Below are 22,131 nucleotides of genomic sequence, written 5' to 3'. Positions count from 1 at the left end.
GCATGCTCCAATTTAGTTGTTGAAAATTAGTGAGTCATCGGCATTTTCATACCAAGTCGGGTTGGTGTTACCTGTACTATCAGCTGCAAAGTCAACAAACTCAGTGTAGGCATTGTCTAAACGCTCTTTCTCTTTAGGGTGCTTCCAGTCCACAGGGATCTCAATTGCCCATGCCATGCCGTTCTCATCTTGGAAGTATTGTGAGGCTCCAGGATTTGAAGCATCATCTCGAGCGCCAAAGTAGTTAGTTGAGAACTTATCTGTAGGTGCTTGGTTTTTTAAGTGGATCTCTAATTGACGACCCGGGTTAGCTCCAACAACATTTTTTGCCGCTAGACCATGGTCAGTATTTGGCGTTGCGAAAATGAATGGGTCATAAGGGAAAGCCGGCACAATACTTTCGTCGACAGGTGTATCAAACGGAATATCTAATGACCAAGTAGTTCTAAATGCGGTTTCACATCCAGTTTCTGTTCTTAGGTATTCACAGCCCTGCTCAAGGGTGACGTAGTCAGATAGATCTTGAGTAAACACAAATACCGCATTGGTTTGCCCAGTTTCTAAAGGTGACTCTGTTTGCTCGATATTATCAATCGACCAACTAATAAGAGACTCTTTGATTTTTCCACGGCTAACTCCTGGTAAATGAACCGCGAAACCATTGTGATACGCTGCGCCCATTGCGGCTAGCTGCGCTTCAAAACCAATGCGTCTTACCTTGTTATTTTTAACATACTCAATGATGCGTAATTGTACGACGACATCATTCATATCAAAGTCACCTTGGTCAGGATAAAGATCCTCATAAGCCAGCGTAGTAAAGGTTGAAGAAGAAGGGTAGTAGTTGATGGTGACGCCTGTTTCGGTGAGGGTTACCGCATAATCTTCGACTTCACCGTCACCTACACCGCCAGTTGGGGTAATATCTCGTTGAGTACTTAAACGAAAACGTGCCCAGGTTGGTCCCGCTTTTGCCCAGCTTGGAACCTCAATACTGAGTGTGTTTTGGCCATCATCAATACGTTCACCAAGAATGACCTGTTCTTCTAAATCGAATGTGCCGCTTTGATCCCAGTCAAACCAAGCGTTAAGGAAACCATCACCACCGGTTGCATCAACCAGTAAAATAGCACTTTCTCCTAGCTCAAAACCTGTTGGCATTGAGATCCCGTCTTCATCGTCTGAATTATCGCTAGCATCATCTGAAAGTGGAGAGGCGTAACCATCTGACTCGTTATCGACGCTACTACCAAGATACAAGTTATTACTTATGGTATGGCGAGCACCGTTAGAGGCTAGCAAGGTGCCGTAAGAGTCAGGAGCATCACCGAAATCTACAGTGTCACCAACAACAACCTCGGCTAACGCACAGCGTGCACCATCGTTGGCTGAAGAAGATGGACCGTAAGCAAATAACACCGCGCTTGGTGAAGGAGAGTCAACATTGACTTTGTAGATATTACCGTTGCCGTTATTACTGACGTAAAGATTGCCGTCAGGATCAAAGAACTGTGCGCCAAAGATAAAGTTGCCCGAGGTTGAAGTGATAACCGTACCTAAGTTTGTGGACTCCGCTGTGGTCGGGTCAATACGCAGTAGCTTACCGGTAGAGCCATTGCTAATGCTGTACATGTAGCCGTCGGTCGGGTGAAAGGCTAAATCGGTAATGTTGTAAGTGGCATTATCTTTACTGCCCGGTACTATTGTCATGTTATAGCTGGCGGGATTATCAAGAGGGATTTTGAATAACCCTTTACCCTTGCGGTAGCCGTACCAAACGTTCTCGCTAATGGCGACATCACCAACATAAAAGTCGCCAGCAGAGGCGGCTGATGCGTCTTTGTTAATGGTGAGAGCTACAATTTGATAGTCATCACCTGTACGACCTAATGATCCTGAGGCGTAATCCCAACCGTAGAGGTAGTTGTCGTGGTAGTTAAAACCCACACCATTGTAGCCGTTGCCAGTCCCCATATCATCAGAGAGCACCACATAACTACCCGTTGCTAAGTTAACGCCATAGCTCTTCGGTGTATTGGATTGCTTCTGGATAACAAAGGCCTCTGTAGGGCATGCACTAAAGGGATTTGATGCACTGACGTTGGCAGAAATCAGTACACTGAGAATTAACGGGGAGCAGATTAATGGAGTTGTCTTGGTTATTTTCATAATGCATCTCTCACAGTCAGTTTATCTATGTAACTGGAATGAGCATAATCTGTGCCATTAATATTTATCTAATTTATTCAACGCTTTAATGTATTTCATGCTGTAGAGTGAAGATTGGTTTTCGCATTTTGCAAATCACAATAAACCACAAGGTTAAGTGAATGTCGGTTGATTTATGCCATTAGTTAACAGAGTTGGCTCTATTAGTGGCTAACTGTGTACTCTCATTTAAGGATTCGCTTGGATTAAGTGATTAACAGTGTTAAGTTTTCTTTGTTGTAACATTCTTCTAACTGTTTTGTGATGGTAGGAATTTATGTCGAAGATGCGCATAGGGATAGTGTGCCACCCCAGTATTGGTGGTTCAGGGTTAGTGGCAACAGAATTGGGACTTGGGCTGGCTAACCTCGGCCATGAAGTGCACTTTATATCGAGCGTACGCCCTTTTAAATTAATTGAAGACTCGGACCGTTTGTTCTTTCACTCGGTAGAAGCGATTAATTATCCGCTATTTTCAGATCCGTTATACACTTTTGCATTAACGGCTAAAATCGTTGAAGTGGTAGAGCAGTTTAAGCTTGATGTTGTACACGCACACTACTCGATCCCTCACTCTCTATGCGCCTATCTCGCTGGCGAAATTACCACGCATAAATTCCCAACAGTAACGACTATTCATGGCACAGATGTCACCATAGTGGGACAAGATAAGCCGCTTTATCCTCTTAATCGGTTCAGTATTCATAAAAGTACCAGAGTGACAACGGTATCGGATTTTCAACGTAACTACATCTATAGCCATTTCGATAAAACAAAGTCGATAGATGTGATTCATAATTTCATTGATTTAAGCGTCTTCTCACCTGATCTAGCCGATATCGAAGTTCGTCGTAAGATGGCTAAAGATGATGAAAAAATCGTCATGCATGTATCAAACTTTAGACCGTTAAAAAATAGCGATACGGTGATCCGCTCCTTTCATATGCTGCGCCGAAAGGTCAAAGCGCGGCTCGTTTTGCTCGGTAGCGGCCCCGATATTGATAGTATTAAGCAGCAATGTGAAAAGTTGGGTATTTTAAAGTATGTCACCTTTATGGGAGATGTTGCTCATGTTGAGCACTACCTACCAAATGCAGATTGCATGATCCAACCTAGCTACCGTGAATCTTTTAGCATGGTGCTGCTTGAAGCTATGGCCTGTGGGGTACCGACAGTGAGCAGTAATATCGATGGGATCCCAGAGGTTGTGGACGATGGGCAAACCGGATTTATGTTTGATCCCGATGATGCAATTTCAATGGCTAAAGGCATGGAGCAGATCTTGCTTGAACCGGGTAGGCAAAAGCAGATGGGGCATGCAGGCAGACAGCGGGCAGCTAAACTCTTTAATCCTGAGGGAAAAATTGAGCAATACCTAGCCTGTTACCATGAAGCAATAAATGATTGCCAAGGCCACTCTTCATCGGCGCAGACATTACACGGAGACAGTAATGAGTAGTAAAACGGAAACGATAGAGCCAGAAGCTAATCCGTCAGAGCAACAAAAACCAAAGCAAAAGATGAGTATGTCGACTCTGGTTTTGTTGTCGTTTGCGGTAGGGATCATCGCTGGGCTGTTTTTTGGTGAAATGTTGGCGTGGATGTCTGTCATTGGTGATGCATTTATTAAACTGCTACAGATGACTATCATTCCTTATATCATCGTTTCACTGGTCTCGAGTCTTGGTAGCTTAACGATGGAACAAGCCAAATCTTTAGGGGTGAAGGTCGGTAAATTAATGCTGGTGATCTGGGCGTTAGGTTTGCTGAGTATGTATTTCATTAAATACACCTTTCCTGATTGGCAAGCAGGGGAGTTCTTTAGTTTAACAGCACTGGAAGATCCTAATTCAGTCAACCTGCTAGATATCTATATTCCTTCCAACCCGTTCTTTTCTCTATCGAACAGTTATATTCCTGCGATTGTACTGTTTTGTGTTGCCACGGGTATTGCGCTTATCTCTATCGATAATAAAGACTCATTGATGAAGCCGATGCAATTGCTTGGTGAGTCGTTTAATAAAGTGACCCAAAGCATCGTTAAATTAATGCCAATTGGGATCTTTGCGATGACGGCAGCGACAGCCGGGACAATGGACTTTGATGAGTTTCAAAAGCTCCAGGTCTATTTTGTTGCGCATGTGGTGATGACCATTATTTTAACCTACTGGATCTTACCGGCTATATTAGTGGTTATCACCCCTTTTTCTTATAGAGATATCACGGGAATAGCAAAAGATGCGATGATCACAGCCTTTGCCGCAGGCAATATTTTTATCGTCATTCCGATTCTAATTGAGCGCACTAAAGAGTTATTTCATAAATACAATATCGGCAGTCAACAGAGTGATGACTATGCCAATATTATTATTCCGGTGGTATTTAGCTTCCCTAATCTTGGTAAATTACTCACTATCGTCTTTGTGCTATTTGCCGCTTGGTTCTCCGGTGACGAACTGGATTTTTTAACTTACCTCCCCATGTCATTAAATGGTTTAGTGAGCTTGTTTGGCAGTGTTTACTTAACTATACCTATGCTACTTGATTCGCTCGAGCTGTCTTCTGATCTCTTTCAGTTGTATATGGTGTCGAGTTTGTTCACCAGTCGCTTTACTTCTCTACTTGCTGCGATGAATATCTTCATACTCGCTATCGGCGGCACGGCGATGCTGGTGGGGATAGCTAAAGTGAGTATGAAACGATTAGCGATGGTAAGCCTACTTACTCCCGTAGTTTTCGGTGTGAGTTTACTGGCAACGAGTTGGTTACTAAGCTCTATCGTCAATACTGAATATGAGATGGATGAAGTGGTAGCACAGATGAGTGCAGCAGAGAAAGTACCAGATCAAGTCACCGCCTATAACTGGGCTGACTTAGCCCAAGCAGACGGGCCACGCAGCATGCAGCAGATTAGAGAGAGTGGTGTGATCAGAGTGGGTTATAACCCGACTCAGGTTCCTTTCTCTTTTTATAATGCAGAGCAACAGCTAGTGGGATTTGATGTTGAGCTAATGAAAAAGTTAGCCTTAGAATTGGATCTTAAAATTGCATTTGTACCTTATACCTTTAGCAATGTATTAGAAGGGATAAATCAAGGACAGTTCGATATTGCAATATCGGGTTTACAGATGACAACCAAGCGTATCGAGCTGGTGGGCTTTACCACTCCAGTACTCGACCTACACTACGCATTTGTGGTGAAAGATCATCGTGTTGATGAATTTAAGACCGACAAACTGATCCGTGATGCCGAGCAGATCCGCATAGCCACAGTGGGACGTTATTCTATTATCCCTCACTTAGAGGAAAAGTTCCCCAATATTGAGTTTGTGACCATACAATCGGACCGATTATTTTTTGAAGATGATGGTAAGACCTGGGATGGGCTTATGATAAGTCTTGAAGCGGGTAAAACCTGGACCATCTTATATCCAGAGTACGCCACACTTTATAATCGAGAAGAGATTAAATCGTTTCCAGCATCTTATGCCGTGGCTCGTGACAACGCTTCGTTACAAACGTTTTTAAATAGTTGGTTGCAACTTCAAAAGTCATCGGGCTATGTAGACAAACTCTATGGCTATTGGATTTTAGGAAAGAATGCTAAGCCACAAGAGCCTCGTTGGTCGGTGATTAAAGATGTATTACATTGGGTTGAATAAAACCATAATTAATTAGTCATAAATGATAAGGAGTATAGTTGGTGAAAAAGCTGACTGCGGTATTACTCATGGTGGTTGCCAGCTCAATGGCTTCTGCGAGCGATGAGTATGAGATTGGCCCCGACTCTTATGATGAGAGTAAAGATGGATGGAATTATTTAATCGCTTTTCCCATGGTATGGGCGCCGAATATTTCAGGTTCTATTGCGGCTGATGCCGATAGGCTCGATATAGATGTACCGTTTAAAAATATAATAGACAACCTCAATTTTGGTGTGATTGGTGAGCTTTACGCTCAAAAAGGTGATTGGCTTTACAGCTTTAGGATTAACTATTTAAGAGTGAAAAGTGATAACCAAACAGAGGGCCTTAAAGGGCCTATTACAGGTGGTATTATTTCTCCAGGGCATAATATCGAAACCGACATGCATTTAGCCGTCAATGACTTACTCGCAGGTTATGAAGTGATGCCGGGGTTACGCTTATTTACTGGCGTACGTCATGTGTTTAGCAAAATCGATCTTAACGTCAAACCATTAAGTGATGAGGGACTCATTCATATTGATGCTAATGTTCCTATTGCTGATGAGCACCTTTTCGATTGGCTCGTTGGCGTGACCTACCGCTACTGGCTATCGGAGGATTGGGGCGTTTCTGTGGGCGCCGATACCAAGATCTACGGTGATAATGACAGAGACTATGGCTTTAACGCCTCAGCCTTATATCGTTTCGGAGAGCTGCATAACGTATGGATTGGCTATCGCTATCTGCAAATTGGTAACGATAGTGAGGTTGATGGCGTTAATTATGAAATGAACTTTATCGAGAAAGGCCCACAAATTGGCTGGGCCTTCACTTTTTAACTATCAATCACATCGCGCTTAGCTACAGAACAAAGCTGTAGCTAAGCACACCATAACCGTGCCATTTGTCTGGATCTGACTCATACTCTGGGGTGTAAATCTCAAAACTCCAACTGACAGACCAAGTGGGAAACGCCCAGATCACTCCTGTACTGGCTTTGACTTGTTGGTGCTTGATCTGCACATAAGAGTCGTAGGGCACATCACCGCGGATGGTGAGATCATTAAATCGATACCCAGCCTGTGCCCGAGCATATATAGTCCAACTCCCGTCAGTGCGTGCTGTAGCACTGTATTGACCATAATGACCAGCATGACTACTGAGTTGACCAAATGACTCGGTCAAGTCATCTCCCCAGCGCAATGTAAAACCTAGGTTTGCCTCAGAGCGGAAATTACCCAGCATGCTATGGCTATAGCCACTGAGTTCCCATTGGCTATCATCTGTCGCATCTCGACGAAATGCCAGTAAATCTGCTTCGTAAGCGAGTTGTAGAGTCAGTTGATTCTCCACTTGATATTGCCAACCTTGGGGAAGAGTCGAGGGAGTGATCCTATGAACCCACTCCTGCATGGTTTGCGCACCAGATGCAGGGCCAATAACGCCAATGCTAAACCAGTTTTTTTGTGCGAAAGTTTCACTATAACTGCCAGTAAAGCTTTCTAATTCGAGTAGGCCGGCATAGGGGCGATCATTTGGTTGAGCGTAATCATATTCAATTTCACTCGGAGTCCACATCCTTTGATAGATCTTAGCTCCCCATTGCACCGTCTTACTCTGGCTTGAGAATTGTAATTTCTGTTGCCAGCTAAATGGCCAAGGAGCTTGGGTAAAATCAGCTTGAGGAAGAGCTTGCCAACCAAAAACGAAACCATTGGAATAATCGCCATCCTGGCCAATAACCACATCGTTATCAAAACTTAAATGCCATTGGTCAGCATAGGAGGAAAAAGGGATACAGATAAGTAGACTCGCTAAGCTTAATCTGCCGAACGTTTGGGGATTCAATAAGAAGGTCAAGGTATGACTCCTCAAAGGTTAGGGATGCATGATTTCAGGCAAAACTCTACATTCAGACTAACCCGCCCAGCATAGCGTTAAAGGGTTTTATTGTGCAAATAAATTTGTTTACAGTTTTGGACTGATACAATTAAATATTAGTGTTGGCTTATTTAGTTGATTTAGTTGATTTAGTTGATTTAGTTGATTTAGTTGATTTAGTTGATTTGTTTGATGTTTATTAAGTTCAGTATTTACCTATTAGTTTTTTATTCTGTTATTTTTGGTTTTACGTTGTTTATTGGATTGTTTTGGAGCTATTTTTAAATCATTAGGATTTTTATGCTGCTGATTAACTTTGATTTTGTAACTATTAAAGAGTGGGTAAATCAACGTGTTCTTGGTTAACTACTTGACAATCTTACCTTTATTTATTGGTTGGCTGCGGCTGTCATTGATGTGTTTGTCGATAAAAAGCCTTACGTGTACATTAAATTTCATGACTGTGAATCCGCTCTGTTTTTAAACAAATTGTAGTTGACCTTGTTTTTGAACAGGCGTAGATTCGCGCCCTCTAAAAATGGTGGCTTTTTAGTCACTGCAATTTAGCGCATTACATTAGGCTTTTGGTTTTAGGTTCTTAATCTTTGTGTATTGCTAATGCTGGGTGTCGAATGTACCTGATACGTTCGACGTTGGATTTTACGTTCCTGTTATCTATTTAAATTGGCCGTACATTAATGCCTACGATTATCAATAAAGCTATGAAGGTAAACCTTCCGTGGCTCTTTATTGCTATGGTTCTGCTCTGTAATGTGATTTCGTATTACATGGTGCATTACCGTTTATATAAAACATTTTCAGCTAAAGTGGTAAGGCTTGATAACTCATATTTGGCTGGGCTTACTGCAGCGAATAAGCATTTAACTGACTTGCAAGGTAAGTTAAAAAACCTGACGACAGCAGGCTGTTCCGCTGAGCTAGTTGATACGCTAAGAAACTATATTTTAACGTCACAAGAGCAAGATATTGTTTGGTTAAAGTTTACTGACGAGCCGCTTATATGTTCGGCGCTGGGGGTGACTCGCGCCTTTGGTCCTCATTATAACCATATTTATCAATCGAATGAGTTAGGCCTTGATTTGTATCAGCCAGTTAAAGCTAACTCCTCAAATGCGGTTGAACCGATTTATCTAGGAAAGCGTGCAGATCAATACAGACTGTTTGTTAGTACTGAGACAATTCAAGATCAACTTGATATTTTAGCGGGCAGTAAACTCTGTAGTGGTTTGATTGTACATTTAGCAAACGGTAAAGAGTTACTAAGATTTAATGTCGATAAGTTTGATAGTGAGCTTGTTGAGTTTAAGTCAGGCACTACGGATCTGCGTTATCAATTTGGCCTGAATAACCAATATAAACAGCTATTAAGATTACATTACTTTTTTGTGTCTATCATTGCACTAGCAATGATTCTACTGAGTGGATTTTTACTAAGAGGGATATTAACCCAAGTTTTGTTGTATCGAAACTTCGCTCAAGGATTAAAAAGAAATGAGTTTTACCTCGTTTATCAACCAATAGTTGATGCTGCAACCAGTTCAACATTAGGAGTTGAAGCACTTTTAAGGTGGCGTAGCCAAGATGGAACAACTAAGAATACCGCTAGCTTTATCGGTGAATTAGAGCTGTCACCATTAATGCCTAAAGTGACTCGATGGGTCGTTACTACCGCGCTAACAGAGTTGCATAGCAAACTTGATGGCAAAGGCTTAGCTTGGTGCAGTATTAATATAAGCGCTAAAGAAATTGAGTTAGGACAAATGGGGGCATTTTTACAAGATCTTGCAGCTGAAGGGTATCCGGTAGAGTATTTAAGCTTTGAATTGACCGAACGGATCCCAATTTCAGACTGGAATAAGCTGAGAGAGTTTATTGCTGTTTGTCAGGAGCTAGGTTGTAAAATTGAGCTAGACGACGTAGGTACGGGCTATGGTGGTAATTTATGGCTACAAAACTTGGAATTCGATTACCTTAAAATAGACCAGCAATTTGTTAGTCGTTTAGGCTGTGCTGGTAGCAAACTGTCTTTAATATTGTCTTATATAGCGATAGCCGAAGAACTTGATATTGATGTAATTGCAGAAGGGGTCGAGACTCAAACTCAGGCCGATATCTTGAGCTCACTCGGCGTACACTTGCATCAAGGTTGGCTTTATTCAAAAGCCTTAACAGCAACAGATTTGATGCTTACTGACTAAATAAAGAGTTATTTAGTCAGTATCTAACTTAAAAAGGCCCTATTGCAACGAATATGTAATAGGGCTTTTTTGTTGCGCTAGCAATATATGGTCGTGACATGTAGCCAAAGTGGCGAACAAAAGTCACATATTTACTATCTTGTTGCCTTAAAGATTTGTGAAAATGATGGTGGCTGATGAATATCAATTGGAATGTTTAACTTTCTGGCGACGTCGTTCGCTGCAATAAGGCCACGTATATGGTGTAACTCGTGGTCAATAACTAACATGTGATGTAGCCCGTTTTCCTCTAAAGCTCTAACGACATCACTAACTTTTGCCGTGGCGACTTGATGATAGTCCAGCGCCATTAAGCCTTCTCTTGCAACCATCATATCGGTAACTTGAAGGTCGTTAATATGCATTGAGTTTTTGGTCGCTAATTTCATCATCTTGCTGTGTGACAATTCATATTGAGTAATGATCCCAAGAAACCGATTGGTTGTGTCAACAACTAGACGCATAAAAGCATGGGTCTTAACCATGATCTCAGCGGTATCTACAGCGCTTGCTGAAGAATCTATAACCATAGGCTGAGAATGGTCAAAATCAGTGAAAATTGAGAGGGCAGGTGAGTCGAGATTGGCTGAGTATTCTTTTTGTGACCACATTAAATGGTCAATTGAGGCTGTGCTAAATAATTCTAGGTTTCTCATCAGTATGCTCCATGAATATTTATGGCTGACGGAGATGGCAAAATGTGATCTCTGTTCCATATGTTTATTAACCTATTCCTGTAGTAGGGATTGGTCAATAAAGATGAATCACAATTAATTTTAGTTACTTTTTTGTCTTAGTTGTTAACTATAGGTTGTTTTTTGCTCGGTGATTTTTTCTGCGTAGTTGTTATGACGATGACTTAACGGCTTTATTATTGAATAAATAGCTTTTTCTCTTGGTAGTTGCAGTAAAAATATAAGATGAGTAGGCTGGCATTAAAAAATGTATAGGTTAAATAATAATGAACCAAACTATAGAGACCATTTTACAGCATCGTTCTATTAGGCATTTTACTGAGCAGGCTATTGAAGCTGACAAGTTAGACTTGATCCTACAATGTGCCAATGCCGCTTCGAGCTCCAGTTTTATCCAATGTACCAGTGTGATAAGAATTACTAATCAAGATAAGCGTTCTAAAATTGCCGAATTAGCAGGTGGGCAAAGTTATGTCGAAACTGCAGCGGAGTTTTTAGTCTTTTGTGCTGATTTTAATCGTCATCTACAGGTGAGCCCTAATGCGCAATTAGGTTTTACTGAGCAAACCTTAATTGGCGCTATTGATACCGGTTTAATGGGGCAAAATGCACTGTTAGCGGCTGAATCTATGGGTCTTGGTGGTGTATACATTGGCGGGATCCGTAATGATCCCTATAAAGTAACGCAACTATTGGATTTACCCCAGTATGTAGTGCCGTTATTTGGAATGTGCATTGGTTACCCAGCGAAAGTCCCCGAAAAGAAGCCGCGCTTACCTTTGAGCATTGTTGTGCATCAGGAATGTTATCAAGTAATAGATCGCAGTGAATTAGCACAATACGACCAACATATTAGAGACTATTACGCAGCGCGGAGCAGTAACAACAGGCAAATCTCTTGGTCTGAGCAGGTTAGTGCTACCTTAGACAAAGAGTCGCGACCGTTTATGCAAGCATTTTTGGAAAGTCAGGGACTTAGTACTCGATAATCTTAACGCTAAAGAAACTTATCGAGTATTAGCTTTGGTTGTGGGCTCAATGATGAGTTATTAGATGACATTTTTTATCTATGAGCTTATTTAGGTTGATCATTTAAATTTCTTATTACTTTAACGAAAACTTTCAAAATTTGTGTCGATATAGTATTAAATGATAGTTTGCGTTCATTAATCTTGTTGTTATTAACTAAACTAGATGTACATTCAATTAAGGCGTCTAGGATCGATTATGAAGCACATAGGTTTAATTATCGCGTTATTGGCTTTTTCTGCTCACAGTTATGCATTAGAGCTTACGAGTACAGATATCAAAGAAGGACAGTTGATGTCATCGAAATTTGAATACAATGGCATGGGCTGTAAAGGGCTAAATTTATCACCGCAATTGTCTTGGAAAAACGCACCTAAAGGCACAAAAAGCTTTGCGATAACGGCTTTTGACCCTGATGCGCCAACAGGTAGTGGCTGGTGGCATTGGACGGTACTCAACATTCCTGCAGACACGGCATCAGTAGCACAAGGCGCATCAGGTAAAGTCAATATCGGTCTTGAAACAAGAACTGATTATGGTAAGCCGGGTTACGGTGGAGTTTGCCCGCCAGAAGGCGATGGAATGCACCGTTATCAATTTACGATTTGGGCATTACCAGAAGCTAAAATCGATTTGCCTAGCGACATATCTCCGGCAGTAGTCGGCTTTACATTGAATAAAATGGCAATAGATAAAGCCGTATTAACAGCAACCTATGTGCGTTAGTTTTTATAGCCTTGCCTAGTTAAAATCGACTGCCTAGCCTGTGCTAGGCAGAAAGCTTAGTTAGAAAATTTCTGGCTTAGATCTAATGTTATCTTAGCTAAGCTTAGCATTACATGGGTGTTGGTTGCAGGGAAAGGAATAGAGTTGAGTTCACTAGTTAAAATTGATCGATATTACAGTCACAAGCCACAACCGTTACGCAATGTTCCTGTATTTACGCCAAGTATTATTGCCGTTACTGCAGGTGTAAAGCATCTGCAATGGCAGGGACAATCGCTGCGCTTTAACCGGCTCAATTGGTTATTAGCCGCTGAAAATCAGCCGCTGACTTTTATTAATGAACCTGCACAAGATAAATTTCAATCTGTTCAAATATCATTTAAATCTTTGCCATCATCAGCATTGCTTAAGCAAATATCGACTGCTGATAAAGAACTGTTACAACCGCCTAGCATTGAGGTGAATGATAATCTTAAGTTTGCATGGTCACAGTTAATAGCCATGGCAGATTTACCATTAAGTACGGCTGCTCAGCAGTATTATTTAGATGGTTTTTATCAGCAGCTTCATGAAGTAGGAGCCTTATCGCAACTGTTTGCAGATGAGCTATTTTCTTTACGGCAAAAAGTGAGTCGTTATCTATCTACTGATCCTGCGAACCATCACAGCATAGAAAGCACCTCAGCGCAGTTTGCGATGAGCCCAGCGACATTTATGCGTCATTTAAGTAAAGAAAATGCGTCATTTAGAGAAATTCTAGCTGAAGTACGAATGCTTAATGCTATCAGTATTATGCAGTCGGTCAATTTCCGTAAAGAGCAACCTTTGAGCCAGCTGGAGCTTGCATTTCGATGCGGCTATCAATCAGAAAGTCGATTTAGTCAGCGCTTTAAAGCTCAATTTGGGGTCTCTTTAAAGCAGTACCAACAAACAATTGCTTGCTGAATAGTTGTTAAATCAAAGGGCTAAATATATCTGCTTTTAATAGAGAAATATTGAATGGAGTTTTTGGCTTAAAAGCCTGTGGCGCATGGAATACAGGCTATAATTAATCATGAAAAGCGTATTTTAGAAAGTGACGTAAGTCGGTAGGAAAGTCGTAAGTAAAGTAGGAAGTAAAGTTAGTTGAGCATTGTAGCTTGTGTGTTTGAGCAATGTGAAAGTTAGCTTGTTTGTAGGTAATCGTCACAGCTCTAAGAGCAGCAACCACGTTATTTGGGGCTTAAATCGTGGTCAACGAGGGATGAAGCATAGCCCGGTTATCGCTATATGACTCGCTTCCCGCGACGCGCTTTTCACTCATCTACTTATCATCTATACCCAAGGCTTACTATTGAGTAAGCCTCTTTTATGCGCGCTATAAACTCAACCGCGGATTTATGTTGAGCACTTTGATTTTACGGTAATATATTAGTCAGGATTAAGCTGTATTTACTAACGTCTTTTACCACTGATTTAAGTTTAGAATATTAGCGAGAGTTGCATCAATGTCTGAGATCACCTTGTGATCAATATCCTTGTATTGGATAGCCAGCTAGTTTGATAAAGCTGTTGAGTATGTGAAATGCAGATAATTTATACTGAATAGGCCTTATTCTGTTACCTAGATCAAATGTTGAATTTCACAAAATATTGCGCGCTCACAAGACGACTTTTTGAACCTAGCTGATAATCGAAAATTTTATTATAATGTGTCTTTAAAAGGTGGATCCTTTAGTGGCCATTTTATCAATGGTGCATTAAGCCTGATCCAACAATTTATTCATTAAAGAGAAAATGCCATGAGCGCTATCCCACCATGCCCAAAATGTGAGTCAATCTACGTATACGAAGATGGCTCAAACCTAGTTTGCCCTGAATGTGCTCATGAATGGAACCCGAACGAAGTTATCGTTGATCCAGATGCAATCATCTTAAAAGATGCTGTAGGCAACCTACTAGCAGAAGAAGACAAAGTCACGCTAATTAAAGACCTTAAAGTTAAAGGTTCATCGCTTATCCTGAAAGTAGGTACTAAAGCGGTTATTAAGCGTTTTGTTGATGCTGACCACGATATTGACTGTAAAGTTGATGGCCACGGCCAGATGATGCTTAAGTCTAAGTTTGTTAGAAAGCAAAACTAATCAGCTGGCTATGAAATAAAAGCTGCTTTGAAACATAAGCTGATATAAAGAAACCTGCCTAGTGCAGGTTTTTTTGTATCTGAATACCTATGTGGGATTAAACTCGGTACAAGGAGCTACAGTAGGTAAACCTAAGTGTAATGAATACATTCTCTATCTTTAGCCATGTGGAATGAATACCTCTATGTGGCTACATGTATTGCAATAGTAGAGTTGGTTTGAATTTTATATAGAGTTCGGTAAACAACAGATACAAAAAAGCCGCTAAATCCGTCTGGTAGGGATTTAGCGGCCTTTGAAGGTTATTGCTAACCTAGTATTGGTGGGATCTTGTGCCGACGGGGCTCGAACCCGCGTCCAAAAAGCCTACATTCTATCTAATAGTCCGTCATACGGCGTGATATCTATACTTTCAGTTAGTTACGTTTAAGCGTCTGTTAGAGAGTGTTAGCCTTTCTAAATGGTTGCCGCCACTTTGTCGCCACTTAGTTAATGTGACCTGCAAGCTCGACACATTGTTTGTACTGGCTCCATTTCCATAATGAGTCTCGACGTCCCTCAGCACTACGAAGCATTGTGCTTATTTTCTCGATAAAGTTAAGTTGTTTACTTCCAGCGTTTTCTCTTAAATTTCGGTTTAGGAAGTGTGGGCGTTGAATTGTAATGATTCTACGTTGTTCTCCATAGTCGTCATGTAACTCGGTAATATGTTTAATTGAGTCAAGACTTTGATTGATTATATCTGATGAAGAAAAGCCATCTTCAATGTTGAATATCTTGGGTGGATTGGCTCTGTGTGAGCAATCAATATCTTCTCTACTATAGAATACGGGTAAGTTCTTGTTATTTTCAATAATAGCTGTGAATAAAACTATTAAGTTGATTATAGAACCTTGATGAATGTTATTAATAGCCCGTAGACATGCATGTAGCTGTGCGAGTAGTTGGTCTAAATCTCTTACTTCAAGTTCATAACTTTTGAAAAGTATGGCGATTATACTTTTAAGTGAAAGGTCATGTGAACCAGTAGGGTGAAGAGAAATATCACTATATTTACTGAAATCTAAGTCTTGATAAGATAGGTATGCTTCAAATTCAGGTGGTGGAAGCTGAGCCGTTCTGTCAAAAAACCTGCGCAAATATGTTTCTGATTCGAAGGTGTTACCGTACACGGCTTTTATTGCGTGGCAAAGTTGTTTGGTATCGGTTGCGATTACGAATACCACTTTTTCGGTGTTAAAGAAGTGCTTCACAACTTCAAGCATTTCTATTGCATAGGTTGGTCTGCATCTATCAAGTTCATCAACCAAAATGATGAGCGGTGACTTCATCTCATAGATTACTTCTAGTAATTCAGTAATAAGTGACAACTGGTTTTTAATATCCTTGATGGCACTAATTTGTGATTGGTAGTTTTTAGATAGATTTTCTACTAACTTTTCATTTTTAGTTGCAGGTTCATCGAGTACAACATTGGTTATGCCTGCACCTACGGAGTCACCTAAGCCTGCGGCCGCGGTTCCAATACCTGCAAATAGAGCTATCTTTTGTTTGAATTGTGATAGCTTTCCTTTTAGTTCAGTGACTCTATCTGCCAAGCTACTATCGCTTTCAGGTTCCATATACTTTTCAATCTGAGCCAGTAATTCAAATGCAATGACTGATAACGGATCTTTAGAAAAGTCACTCTCCCAAGAGTCAATATAGATGACAGGATGATTAGCTTTATGACTTATGGTGTAAAGACGCTTTAGAAACTCTGTTTTTCCAGAGCCCCAGTTAGAGTCGATATTAAGCACAAAACCATCTTTCTCACCTATTAAGTAATTGAATAGGAACTCACCATAGCTTTTCCTGTTTAGCTTACAATTTTCAAATGTATGAGATTCTATCCACGAAGAGTATTTGAGAAGTTCAGTTGATGAATTGCTTTCAGAAGGCATTATTTTCACTCTTTTAATAAACTAGCTATTGTTTTTTGGTTATTGCGTCGTCCAGGTGAGCGGGTGCGAAGTGGGCGTAGCGCATGGTGTCTTTGATATTGGAGAGAGCGAGTATCTGTTCTTCACTTTATCGAAAAGAAGAATATTGCCGCTGTACATCACAAAGCTGCTGGAAAATGTGTGGCGTAAAAAATGGGTCCTCTGTTGATAATTAGCAAAGTCATTAACGGTGATCTTGCTGGCAATGGGATCGCCCATGCCGTTGCAAATCAAGTTTTCGTAACCGCAGCTCTGGCTTAGTCAGTTGCTGGCCGTGCAGATCATGCCAGCGTTTGATTAACTCAGACAGACGGCGGTTATCGACCTTTTCACCCAACCAAGGATTGTCATCGACCTTTTTCATGGTGAACAATTCAAATGCGGTCGCCTCACCGCGAGTGGCAAACTTTTTACGTATGGGCTTGCCTTCGCGGCCATTGGGGCAGCATTCGCATAGTCAAGGTTTGTCGCTGTTGTCTTTTAGATTACGAATAGACACCTTATATAATGCTTCTCAACGATTCAGCAGTAGCTGCGAGGTTTTCTATACCAGGGAAATAGTTTGGGAATTTAACTAATGCGAGTAGTACGTAGAAAGCAATTATGAATAATCCCCCTAATGCTTCGCTAGTTGTTAGGTAGATCAAAAAACGAGTTTCCCCGCGTTTAACTCGTTCCCATTCATTTTTTAGTATTAGATGCGTCCCAGACTCAAGCGACTTTAATACTTCATTTGCTGCATTGTATTGCTGTTTTAATACCTCAGGAGTGGAGTACACATTTATTTGATGGACTTTTACTAAAGATTGTTCAGCTAATTCTATGAACTCTTTATCCTTGGTAGGGTTCAGCTTTAATTTAGTTAACATTATTCGGAGTTCGAATTCTGTATAGTATTCATTCATCGAATTAATAAATTCATCTTGCTTTTCAAAAGGTACGTTACGGTGTTCCTGTCTCATATAGCAACATTTGTAAGCATTTTTCAGTGCCAATGCCATATCGCTTCTTAAGTCGTTTATCCAAATTTGTCTAAACTCAGAAACTTTCTGCTCTTTGGCTATTTTTGCTGTTGCAATAGCCACAAATAAACCAATTATCGCAGCTGTTATTGCAGCTATTGCGCCAATAGTTGCAACAGATATTTCTGCTGACATACTTTATCCCTACTTCACTTTTTTACTATTTAGATAGCTGTTAACCACTGATCTTCAGATATGACATAAATCTCATGCCCTTTCTCTTTAAGTGACATAGCCTTTTCAATTTTTCGGCCATGGCTTAGGTATTTCCAATCTCGGCTCGCAAGAGTACCAATGACTACAAACTGAGTAGACAGCAACACACCTTTACTTGTAATAGCACCAAGACTTTGTGCTTTAGACTCTACAGTTTTACGGCTACCAGATTTAAACTTTCCAGTGAAACAAAAACCAATGTTATCGTGCGGGATCTCGCTTATATCATCAAAGCATTCGGTAGTGGTGTCTGTTACATCACCTGTTTCACAGAAACGATTACCAGTGACTTTCTGCACTGTTAGCAATAAGTCTTTCTTTTCATCTTCGGTGATGATGCTATCTTCAAAAATTTCATATAGTTTTGATGCAACAACACTAGCAGGCCACTTATCTAGGATTTGATGATTTTCATCTAGCCAAACAGCTAGCGCATCAATTTCTTTTTCGTTGATTTCGTTATCAGCTGAAATTCCCTGAAGTAGACCAAGTAGTTGGTTTACCTGGTTATGGCTACCAGGTTCATTGAATCCGCGTACATTATTCACATCATTTATTAAGCAGAATAAATCATCATGTTCATCTTCATCAATAATTCCATCCTCTAATACGTCATTTAGCACATCGACGATATCAACCATATCAGGATCATCTGAAACTTCGCCATGAGTTCTTAACCACAAATCGAGGAAGGCATGTTCGGCTGGCTTAAGTTTGTCATCTGCAGTAATCCCCAAAAGAATGCCATGTAGTGAAGCAATCGCTTTTTCGATATTAGCAGCCTGATTATAGCGGCCGTATGGTTGGGCATCCTTGTTCAAAAAGACATCATTAGGCTTTTGTTGCTTTGCTTTAATGGGGGTTCTGGATTCAACTAGAGTTAGTATTTGTTCTACTGTAGCTTGTGGAAGTTCACCAGTTTCAGCGAAATGTACAAACTGAGATTTGTCGATAATTACCAAACCGCCTTCGCGAGCTTTATCTATTTTACTGGAACCAGCGTTCTCACCAATACACAGAATATGGAGGCTCTTAGTTACGTTTTTTTTGACCGATAGACCTACCAATTCAGCTTGTGTTTCTAACTTATTTCGTTCAACAGCGTTAAAACCCGTAAAACAAATCTCAAATGCGTTCATAACCAATCCCTTTAATTATTATGCATGATGTGTTATCTGCAATTACCTTCGTATCTGGTTAGATGCTTAATATCGATACGACTGAGTATGAGGCTAGAATATCCTCAGAGGTGTTACTCTATATAAGGTGGGTATTGTCATCCATAACAACTTATTGATTTATTGAGTAATATAACAATTCTTTGATTTGGTGCAATCTTTAGCGGCAGAAAATTAAAGGTTTTGAATTTTGGGAAGGGCTGTAAAGATAAATCTTGGTCAGCAAGATAAAGGATGGATAAGAGGCAGTATAACCACAAACAGCAGATACAAAAAAGCCGCTAAATCCGTCTGGTAGGGATTTAGCGGCCTTTGAAGGTTATTGCTAACCTAGTATTGGTGGAGGCGGCGGGGCTCGAACCCGCGTCCAAAAAGCCTACATCCAAGGCGCTACATGCTTAGTCTCTCTTTTGGTTAACCAAGTACACTCCGAAAGACAGGATTGCAATTGGCGAGTTCAGTACTATTTCGCGGTTCACCCCTGAACGTGGTTCCCTCGCTATCAAATGTAAAGGTGACCATCTTATTACTCTGCCCATTTGAGAAACGTGAGCAAGATGGCTAGCTAGCCTAAGCTGCTAGAGCGTAGTTATCGTCGTTTGCAACTATAACTGTGCGGCTTTTTACGAGGCCAACCGCCCCTCGGCATGCTCCCAGGGTTTCGAGAATCTTGTCGAATCCAGAATCGCCCCCAGTACAATTTGATTGTAACGCGTCATATCTTGTTTTAACAAGGATAAAAACCACATTACTAATCGATTGTTCGTTATACGACCGTTATTGGTCATATTCTTGTATCTATTACTGTTGAACAGCCTTTTTCATGGTTCGAGACTTTTCAATCTGCCATTCACGGTCTTTGGTATCCTCACGTTTATCGTGATCTTTCTTACCTTTACCTAAGCCGATCTCTATTTTTACCCAAGCACCTTTTTGCCAATACATTGAAATAGGTACGATTGAGTAACCTTTACGTTCCACTAAGCCTTCTAGCTTATCCAGCTCTTTACGTTTAAGTAGTAATTTACGTGAGCGCAATGGATCACATACTACATGTGAAGATGCTGTATTAAGCGGGGCGATTGTGCAGCCAAAAAGGTAAGCTTCGCCTTCCCTTAAGAATACGTAGCTTTCAGACAAGTTTACCTTGCCCATACGAATAGACTTCACTTCCCATCCCATGAGGGATAGGCCCGCTTCTAGCTTCTCTTCGAACTTATAATCGAAGGTCGCGCGTTTGTTACGTGCGATGGAAGCTGAACTGTTCTTTGAGTTTTTTGCATTTTTCTTAGCCATAGGGAAGTCATTATACTCAGGCAAAACAAATATGGAATTAGCGACATCGAATTATTCGATGATTTCTGTTGTAACGTAGCGAGTTTGTTTGCTTTTTAATCGCTTAAAGCAGCTGTACTGTATCATAGATGCGTTTTCTTGTGTTCATGCTAAAATCGACCTTTCGAATTTAATTACCGAGTATCTATCGTCAATGCCGCAAATTTCACGCAGTGTTTTAGTTCGCTTTAGTGCGATGCAGATGTATGACTTAGTTAATGATGTTGAGTCTTATAAAGAGTTTTTACCTGGTTGCGTGGGTGGCAAGGTTATTGAATTCGACGGCAAGACCATGGTTGCATCAGTGGATGTGTCAAAAGCTGGGATCAGTAAAACCTTTACTACGCGTAATCAGGTTGTACCTGGTAAAAGCATTCAATTGCAATTGGAAAATGGCCCATTTAAGGAATTAGTTGGTCAATGGACGTTCACAGAGCTAACAGAGGATGCTTGTAAAGTAGACTTTGAGTTGAGTTTTGAGTTTTCAAGCTCCATTGTTGATATGGCTTTTGGTAAGGTTTTTAAAGAATTGATGGGCTCTATGGTGACGGCGTTTACAAGCCGTGCAAAGGTGATATACAAATGAGTACAGAGCAAGCGCCATTTATTGTTGAAGTGATATACGCTTTAGCTAAGCAGCAAAAGTTGATAAAGGTTAATGTCCCTGTGGGAACGACTTGCATCGAGGCGGTAAAGCTTAGTGGTATGCAGAGTTACTTTCCTGAGATCGATCTAGAAACCGTCAAGTTGGGTATTTTTAGCCGTTTAGTTAAACACGATGAAGTGTTACAACCTGGACAACGAGTTGAGATTTACCGTCCTTTAATTGCTGACCCTAAAGATGTGCGCCGTAAACGCGCGGAAAAAGCTAAAGAGGATGGTCGTATTAATAAGATCACCGGCAGTAAAATATAATTTCATTGCGCAGTTAGTTCTTAGCAAATTGAAACAATAAAAAATGGCGAGTAACCAATTAGGTTCTCGCCATTTTTCATTTAATCAGCTGTTATTATTCAAACTTTTCAGATAGTGACTCAGGTTGAGTTTCTTTTTCTTCGACCAATGGTTCAGCTTGCGGACGTTGCTCCGGAATCAACGGATCATCTTCAGGAATATTCACTTCAGGTAGTCGGCTATCCTCTAGCGGAGTATTAAAGTCGGCGCTTAATTCATAGTCACCTTTCACTTCAACTAACTGATTACCGTTGAAGTTAAGAATAAGCTCTTTATGAGTAATACTAGCATCACGACCACTTTTGTAGTGGTAGACATAGTACCAAGTATCATCAGAAAAACTATCCCGTAACACTGGACGACCAAGTACATACTCTACTTGTTCTTTAGTCATGTCGATTCTAAGTTTTTCGACCTGTTGTTTTTCCATATAGTTACCCTGAGGGATATCAGGCTTATAGATCAACCAGTCAAAAACACCGCATGAACTAAGTGATAACGAGAGCGCAGCAGCGCCCAAAAGGGTAAGACTTTTCTTTTTAATTGTCATTGAATGCGCTACTTCATCAAAATCTGTCGGTCATAATACCCAAGGCTTCCCCCTTATGACAAGGGTAATTGCTAATGGGTGTGCTTGGTGCATGATTCTATACACAAATTGCAGATTTTAATATTAATCTCTGCAGGATAAATATATTGAGTCGAAAAATAACATTTAGTTCCGAATAGAGATTGCTTGTTGGCTTATTTCAGCGTTTTTTACCCTTACCTATATTAGATGACATGTTTTATTGTGGTAGTACAGAGCGTATTTTATAGCGTTTAATTCAGTTTGTGC

At 40.7% G+C, this 22,131-nt stretch carries 19 protein-coding genes and 1 other RNA gene; 10 read left to right on the top strand and 10 right to left on the bottom strand.

Translation table 11 applies throughout. The annotated features are described in order from the left end of the window. Nucleotides 1–12: 12 nt before the first annotated feature. On the bottom strand, nucleotides 13–2,169 hold the full coding sequence (locus AB4298_RS18340) for an LruC domain-containing protein (RefSeq protein ID WP_371987826.1): 2,157 nt from the start codon (nucleotides 2,167–2,169) through the stop codon (nucleotides 13–15). A 325-nt stretch (nucleotides 2,170–2,494) separates the two neighbouring features. Between AB4298_RS18340 and bshA the strand changes: the two genes are divergently transcribed. Genes bshA through AB4298_RS18325 form a run of 3 tightly spaced genes read left to right on the top strand, consistent with a single transcriptional unit; the run spans nucleotide 2,495 to nucleotide 6,733 of the window. Then, the gene (gene bshA, locus AB4298_RS18335; protein ID WP_371987825.1) at nucleotides 2,495–3,667 is read left to right on the top strand and encodes an N-acetyl-alpha-D-glucosaminyl L-malate synthase BshA; all 1,173 of its coding nucleotides are present in this window, start codon (nucleotides 2,495–2,497) and stop codon (nucleotides 3,665–3,667) included. Continuing rightward, nucleotides 3,660–5,870, top strand: coding sequence for a cation:dicarboxylate symporter family transporter (locus AB4298_RS18330; protein ID WP_371987823.1), 2,211 nt, complete (start codon nucleotides 3,660–3,662; stop codon nucleotides 5,868–5,870). The genes bshA and AB4298_RS18330 overlap by 8 nt, the downstream gene beginning before the upstream one ends. A gap of 41 nt (nucleotides 5,871–5,911) precedes the next feature. After that, entirely contained in the window at nucleotides 5,912–6,733 is an 822-nt protein-coding gene (locus AB4298_RS18325; RefSeq protein WP_371987821.1) for a hypothetical protein, read from the top strand. Between the two features lie 22 nt (nucleotides 6,734–6,755). Here the strand turns inward: AB4298_RS18325 and AB4298_RS18320 are convergent, their stop codons facing one another. Continuing rightward, entirely contained in the window at nucleotides 6,756–7,754 is a 999-nt protein-coding gene (locus AB4298_RS18320; RefSeq protein WP_371987819.1) for a lipid A deacylase LpxR family protein, read from the bottom strand. Nucleotides 7,755–8,473: 719 nt separating this feature from the next. Between AB4298_RS18320 and AB4298_RS18315 the strand changes: the two genes are divergently transcribed. After that, on the top strand, nucleotides 8,474–9,994 hold the full coding sequence (locus tag AB4298_RS18315; protein ID WP_371987818.1) for an EAL domain-containing protein: 1,521 nt from the start codon (nucleotides 8,474–8,476) through the stop codon (nucleotides 9,992–9,994). A 134-nt stretch (nucleotides 9,995–10,128) separates the two neighbouring features. Here the strand turns inward: AB4298_RS18315 and AB4298_RS18310 are convergent, their stop codons facing one another. Continuing rightward, nucleotides 10,129–10,689 (bottom strand): CBS domain-containing protein, encoded by a 561-nt coding sequence (locus AB4298_RS18310; RefSeq protein ID WP_248998011.1) that lies wholly within the window; start codon nucleotides 10,687–10,689, stop codon nucleotides 10,129–10,131. A gap of 305 nt (nucleotides 10,690–10,994) precedes the next feature. Here AB4298_RS18310 and nfsA point away from each other — a divergent pair, with 305 nt between their 5' ends. The 4 genes from nfsA to AB4298_RS18290 all read left to right on the top strand — a co-directional run bounded on the left by nfsA (nucleotide 10,995) and on the right by AB4298_RS18290 (nucleotide 14,606). Continuing rightward, nucleotides 10,995–11,717 (top strand): oxygen-insensitive NADPH nitroreductase, encoded by a 723-nt coding sequence (gene nfsA / locus AB4298_RS18305; RefSeq protein ID WP_371987817.1) that lies wholly within the window; start codon nucleotides 10,995–10,997, stop codon nucleotides 11,715–11,717. A 238-nt stretch (nucleotides 11,718–11,955) separates the two neighbouring features. Beyond that, on the top strand, nucleotides 11,956–12,483 hold the full coding sequence (locus AB4298_RS18300) for a YbhB/YbcL family Raf kinase inhibitor-like protein (RefSeq protein ID WP_248998009.1): 528 nt from the start codon (nucleotides 11,956–11,958) through the stop codon (nucleotides 12,481–12,483). Between the two features lie 144 nt (nucleotides 12,484–12,627). After that, nucleotides 12,628–13,428, top strand: a complete 801-nt coding sequence (locus AB4298_RS18295; RefSeq protein ID WP_371987815.1) for a helix-turn-helix transcriptional regulator — start codon at nucleotides 12,628–12,630, stop codon at nucleotides 13,426–13,428. 836 nt (nucleotides 13,429–14,264) lie between these two features. Then, nucleotides 14,265–14,606, top strand: a complete 342-nt coding sequence (locus AB4298_RS18290) for a zinc ribbon domain-containing protein YjdM (protein ID WP_248998007.1) — start codon at nucleotides 14,265–14,267, stop codon at nucleotides 14,604–14,606. Between the two features lie 485 nt (nucleotides 14,607–15,091). Here the strand turns inward: AB4298_RS18290 and AB4298_RS18285 are convergent, their stop codons facing one another. The 6 genes from AB4298_RS18285 to smpB form a co-directional block, all read right to left on the bottom strand. Beyond that, on the bottom strand, nucleotides 15,092–16,549 hold the full coding sequence (locus AB4298_RS18285) for a KAP family P-loop NTPase fold protein (RefSeq protein ID WP_371987814.1): 1,458 nt from the start codon (nucleotides 16,547–16,549) through the stop codon (nucleotides 15,092–15,094). Nucleotides 16,550–16,772: 223 nt separating this feature from the next. After that, entirely contained in the window at nucleotides 16,773–16,952 is a 180-nt protein-coding gene (locus AB4298_RS18280; RefSeq protein ID WP_371987813.1) for a phage integrase, read from the bottom strand. A gap of 136 nt (nucleotides 16,953–17,088) precedes the next feature. Continuing rightward, on the bottom strand, nucleotides 17,089–17,745 hold the full coding sequence (locus tag AB4298_RS18275) for a hypothetical protein (protein ID WP_371987812.1): 657 nt from the start codon (nucleotides 17,743–17,745) through the stop codon (nucleotides 17,089–17,091). A gap of 29 nt (nucleotides 17,746–17,774) precedes the next feature. After that, on the bottom strand, nucleotides 17,775–18,965 hold the full coding sequence (locus AB4298_RS18270) for a BRCT domain-containing protein (RefSeq protein ID WP_371987811.1): 1,191 nt from the start codon (nucleotides 18,963–18,965) through the stop codon (nucleotides 17,775–17,777). A 376-nt stretch (nucleotides 18,966–19,341) separates the two neighbouring features. Continuing rightward, nucleotides 19,342–19,697, bottom strand: a transfer-messenger RNA (tmRNA) gene (gene ssrA, locus AB4298_RS18265). Nucleotides 19,698–19,805: 108 nt separating this feature from the next. Beyond that, nucleotides 19,806–20,300: an SsrA-binding protein SmpB gene (gene smpB, locus AB4298_RS18260; protein ID WP_220760005.1), complete on the bottom strand. Its 495-nt coding sequence runs from the start codon at nucleotides 20,298–20,300 to the stop codon at nucleotides 19,806–19,808. A 193-nt stretch (nucleotides 20,301–20,493) separates the two neighbouring features. On the opposite strand from smpB, the gene AB4298_RS18255 reads away from it, so the two are divergent. Further along, nucleotides 20,494–20,925, top strand: coding sequence for an SRPBCC family protein (locus AB4298_RS18255; protein ID WP_248998072.1), 432 nt, complete (start codon nucleotides 20,494–20,496; stop codon nucleotides 20,923–20,925). Beyond that, nucleotides 20,922–21,254, top strand: coding sequence for an RnfH family protein (locus tag AB4298_RS18250; protein WP_248997963.1), 333 nt, complete (start codon nucleotides 20,922–20,924; stop codon nucleotides 21,252–21,254). The genes AB4298_RS18255 and AB4298_RS18250 overlap by 4 nt, the downstream gene beginning before the upstream one ends. 94 nt (nucleotides 21,255–21,348) lie before the next feature. Here the strand turns inward: AB4298_RS18250 and AB4298_RS18245 are convergent, their stop codons facing one another. Beyond that, complete coding sequence (locus AB4298_RS18245; protein ID WP_248997962.1) at nucleotides 21,349–21,843, bottom strand: outer membrane protein assembly factor BamE; 495 nt, start codon at nucleotides 21,841–21,843, stop codon at nucleotides 21,349–21,351. Nucleotides 21,844–22,131 lie beyond the last annotated feature (288 nt).

Origin of the sequence: Shewanella sp. 10N.261.52.F9 (genome assembly GCF_041471165.1) — a bacterium.
Lineage (GTDB): Bacteria > Pseudomonadota > Gammaproteobacteria > Enterobacterales > Shewanellaceae > Shewanella > Shewanella marinintestina.
Note: the sequence above shows the minus strand (reverse complement) of the source record. Positions and strands in the feature narration are given on the sequence as shown.

What these genes read in the sequence shown, in the direction of transcription:
- AB4298_RS18300 (WP_248998009.1), top strand. Translation starts at nt 11,956, where the DNA reads ATGAAGCACATAGGTTTAATTATCGCGTTATTGGCTTTTTCTGCTCAC.
- AB4298_RS18275 (WP_371987812.1), bottom strand. Translation starts at nt 17,745, where the DNA reads ATGTCAGCAGAAATATCTGTTGCAACTATTGGCGCAATAGCTGCAATA.
- AB4298_RS18255 (WP_248998072.1), top strand. Translation starts at nt 20,494, where the DNA reads ATGCCGCAAATTTCACGCAGTGTTTTAGTTCGCTTTAGTGCGATGCAG.
- nfsA (WP_371987817.1), top strand. Translation starts at nt 10,995, where the DNA reads ATGAACCAAACTATAGAGACCATTTTACAGCATCGTTCTATTAGGCAT.
- AB4298_RS18280 (WP_371987813.1), bottom strand. Translation starts at nt 16,952, where the DNA reads ATGAAAAAGGTCGATGACAATCCTTGGTTGGGTGAAAAGGTCGATAAC.
- smpB (WP_220760005.1), bottom strand. Translation starts at nt 20,300, where the DNA reads ATGGCTAAGAAAAATGCAAAAAACTCAAAGAACAGTTCAGCTTCCATC.
- AB4298_RS18340 (WP_371987826.1), bottom strand. Translation starts at nt 2,169, where the DNA reads ATGAAAATAACCAAGACAACTCCATTAATCTGCTCCCCGTTAATTCTC.
- AB4298_RS18310 (WP_248998011.1), bottom strand. Translation starts at nt 10,689, where the DNA reads ATGAGAAACCTAGAATTATTTAGCACAGCCTCAATTGACCATTTAATG.
- AB4298_RS18245 (WP_248997962.1), bottom strand. Translation starts at nt 21,843, where the DNA reads ATGACAATTAAAAAGAAAAGTCTTACCCTTTTGGGCGCTGCTGCGCTC.
- AB4298_RS18290 (WP_248998007.1), top strand. Translation starts at nt 14,265, where the DNA reads ATGAGCGCTATCCCACCATGCCCAAAATGTGAGTCAATCTACGTATAC.
- bshA (WP_371987825.1), top strand. Translation starts at nt 2,495, where the DNA reads ATGCGCATAGGGATAGTGTGCCACCCCAGTATTGGTGGTTCAGGGTTA.
- AB4298_RS18330 (WP_371987823.1), top strand. Translation starts at nt 3,660, where the DNA reads ATGAGTAGTAAAACGGAAACGATAGAGCCAGAAGCTAATCCGTCAGAG.
- AB4298_RS18250 (WP_248997963.1), top strand. Translation starts at nt 20,922, where the DNA reads ATGAGTACAGAGCAAGCGCCATTTATTGTTGAAGTGATATACGCTTTA.
- AB4298_RS18285 (WP_371987814.1), bottom strand. Translation starts at nt 16,549, where the DNA reads ATGCCTTCTGAAAGCAATTCATCAACTGAACTTCTCAAATACTCTTCG.
- AB4298_RS18270 (WP_371987811.1), bottom strand. Translation starts at nt 18,965, where the DNA reads ATGAACGCATTTGAGATTTGTTTTACGGGTTTTAACGCTGTTGAACGA.
- AB4298_RS18315 (WP_371987818.1), top strand. Translation starts at nt 8,474, where the DNA reads ATGCCTACGATTATCAATAAAGCTATGAAGGTAAACCTTCCGTGGCTC.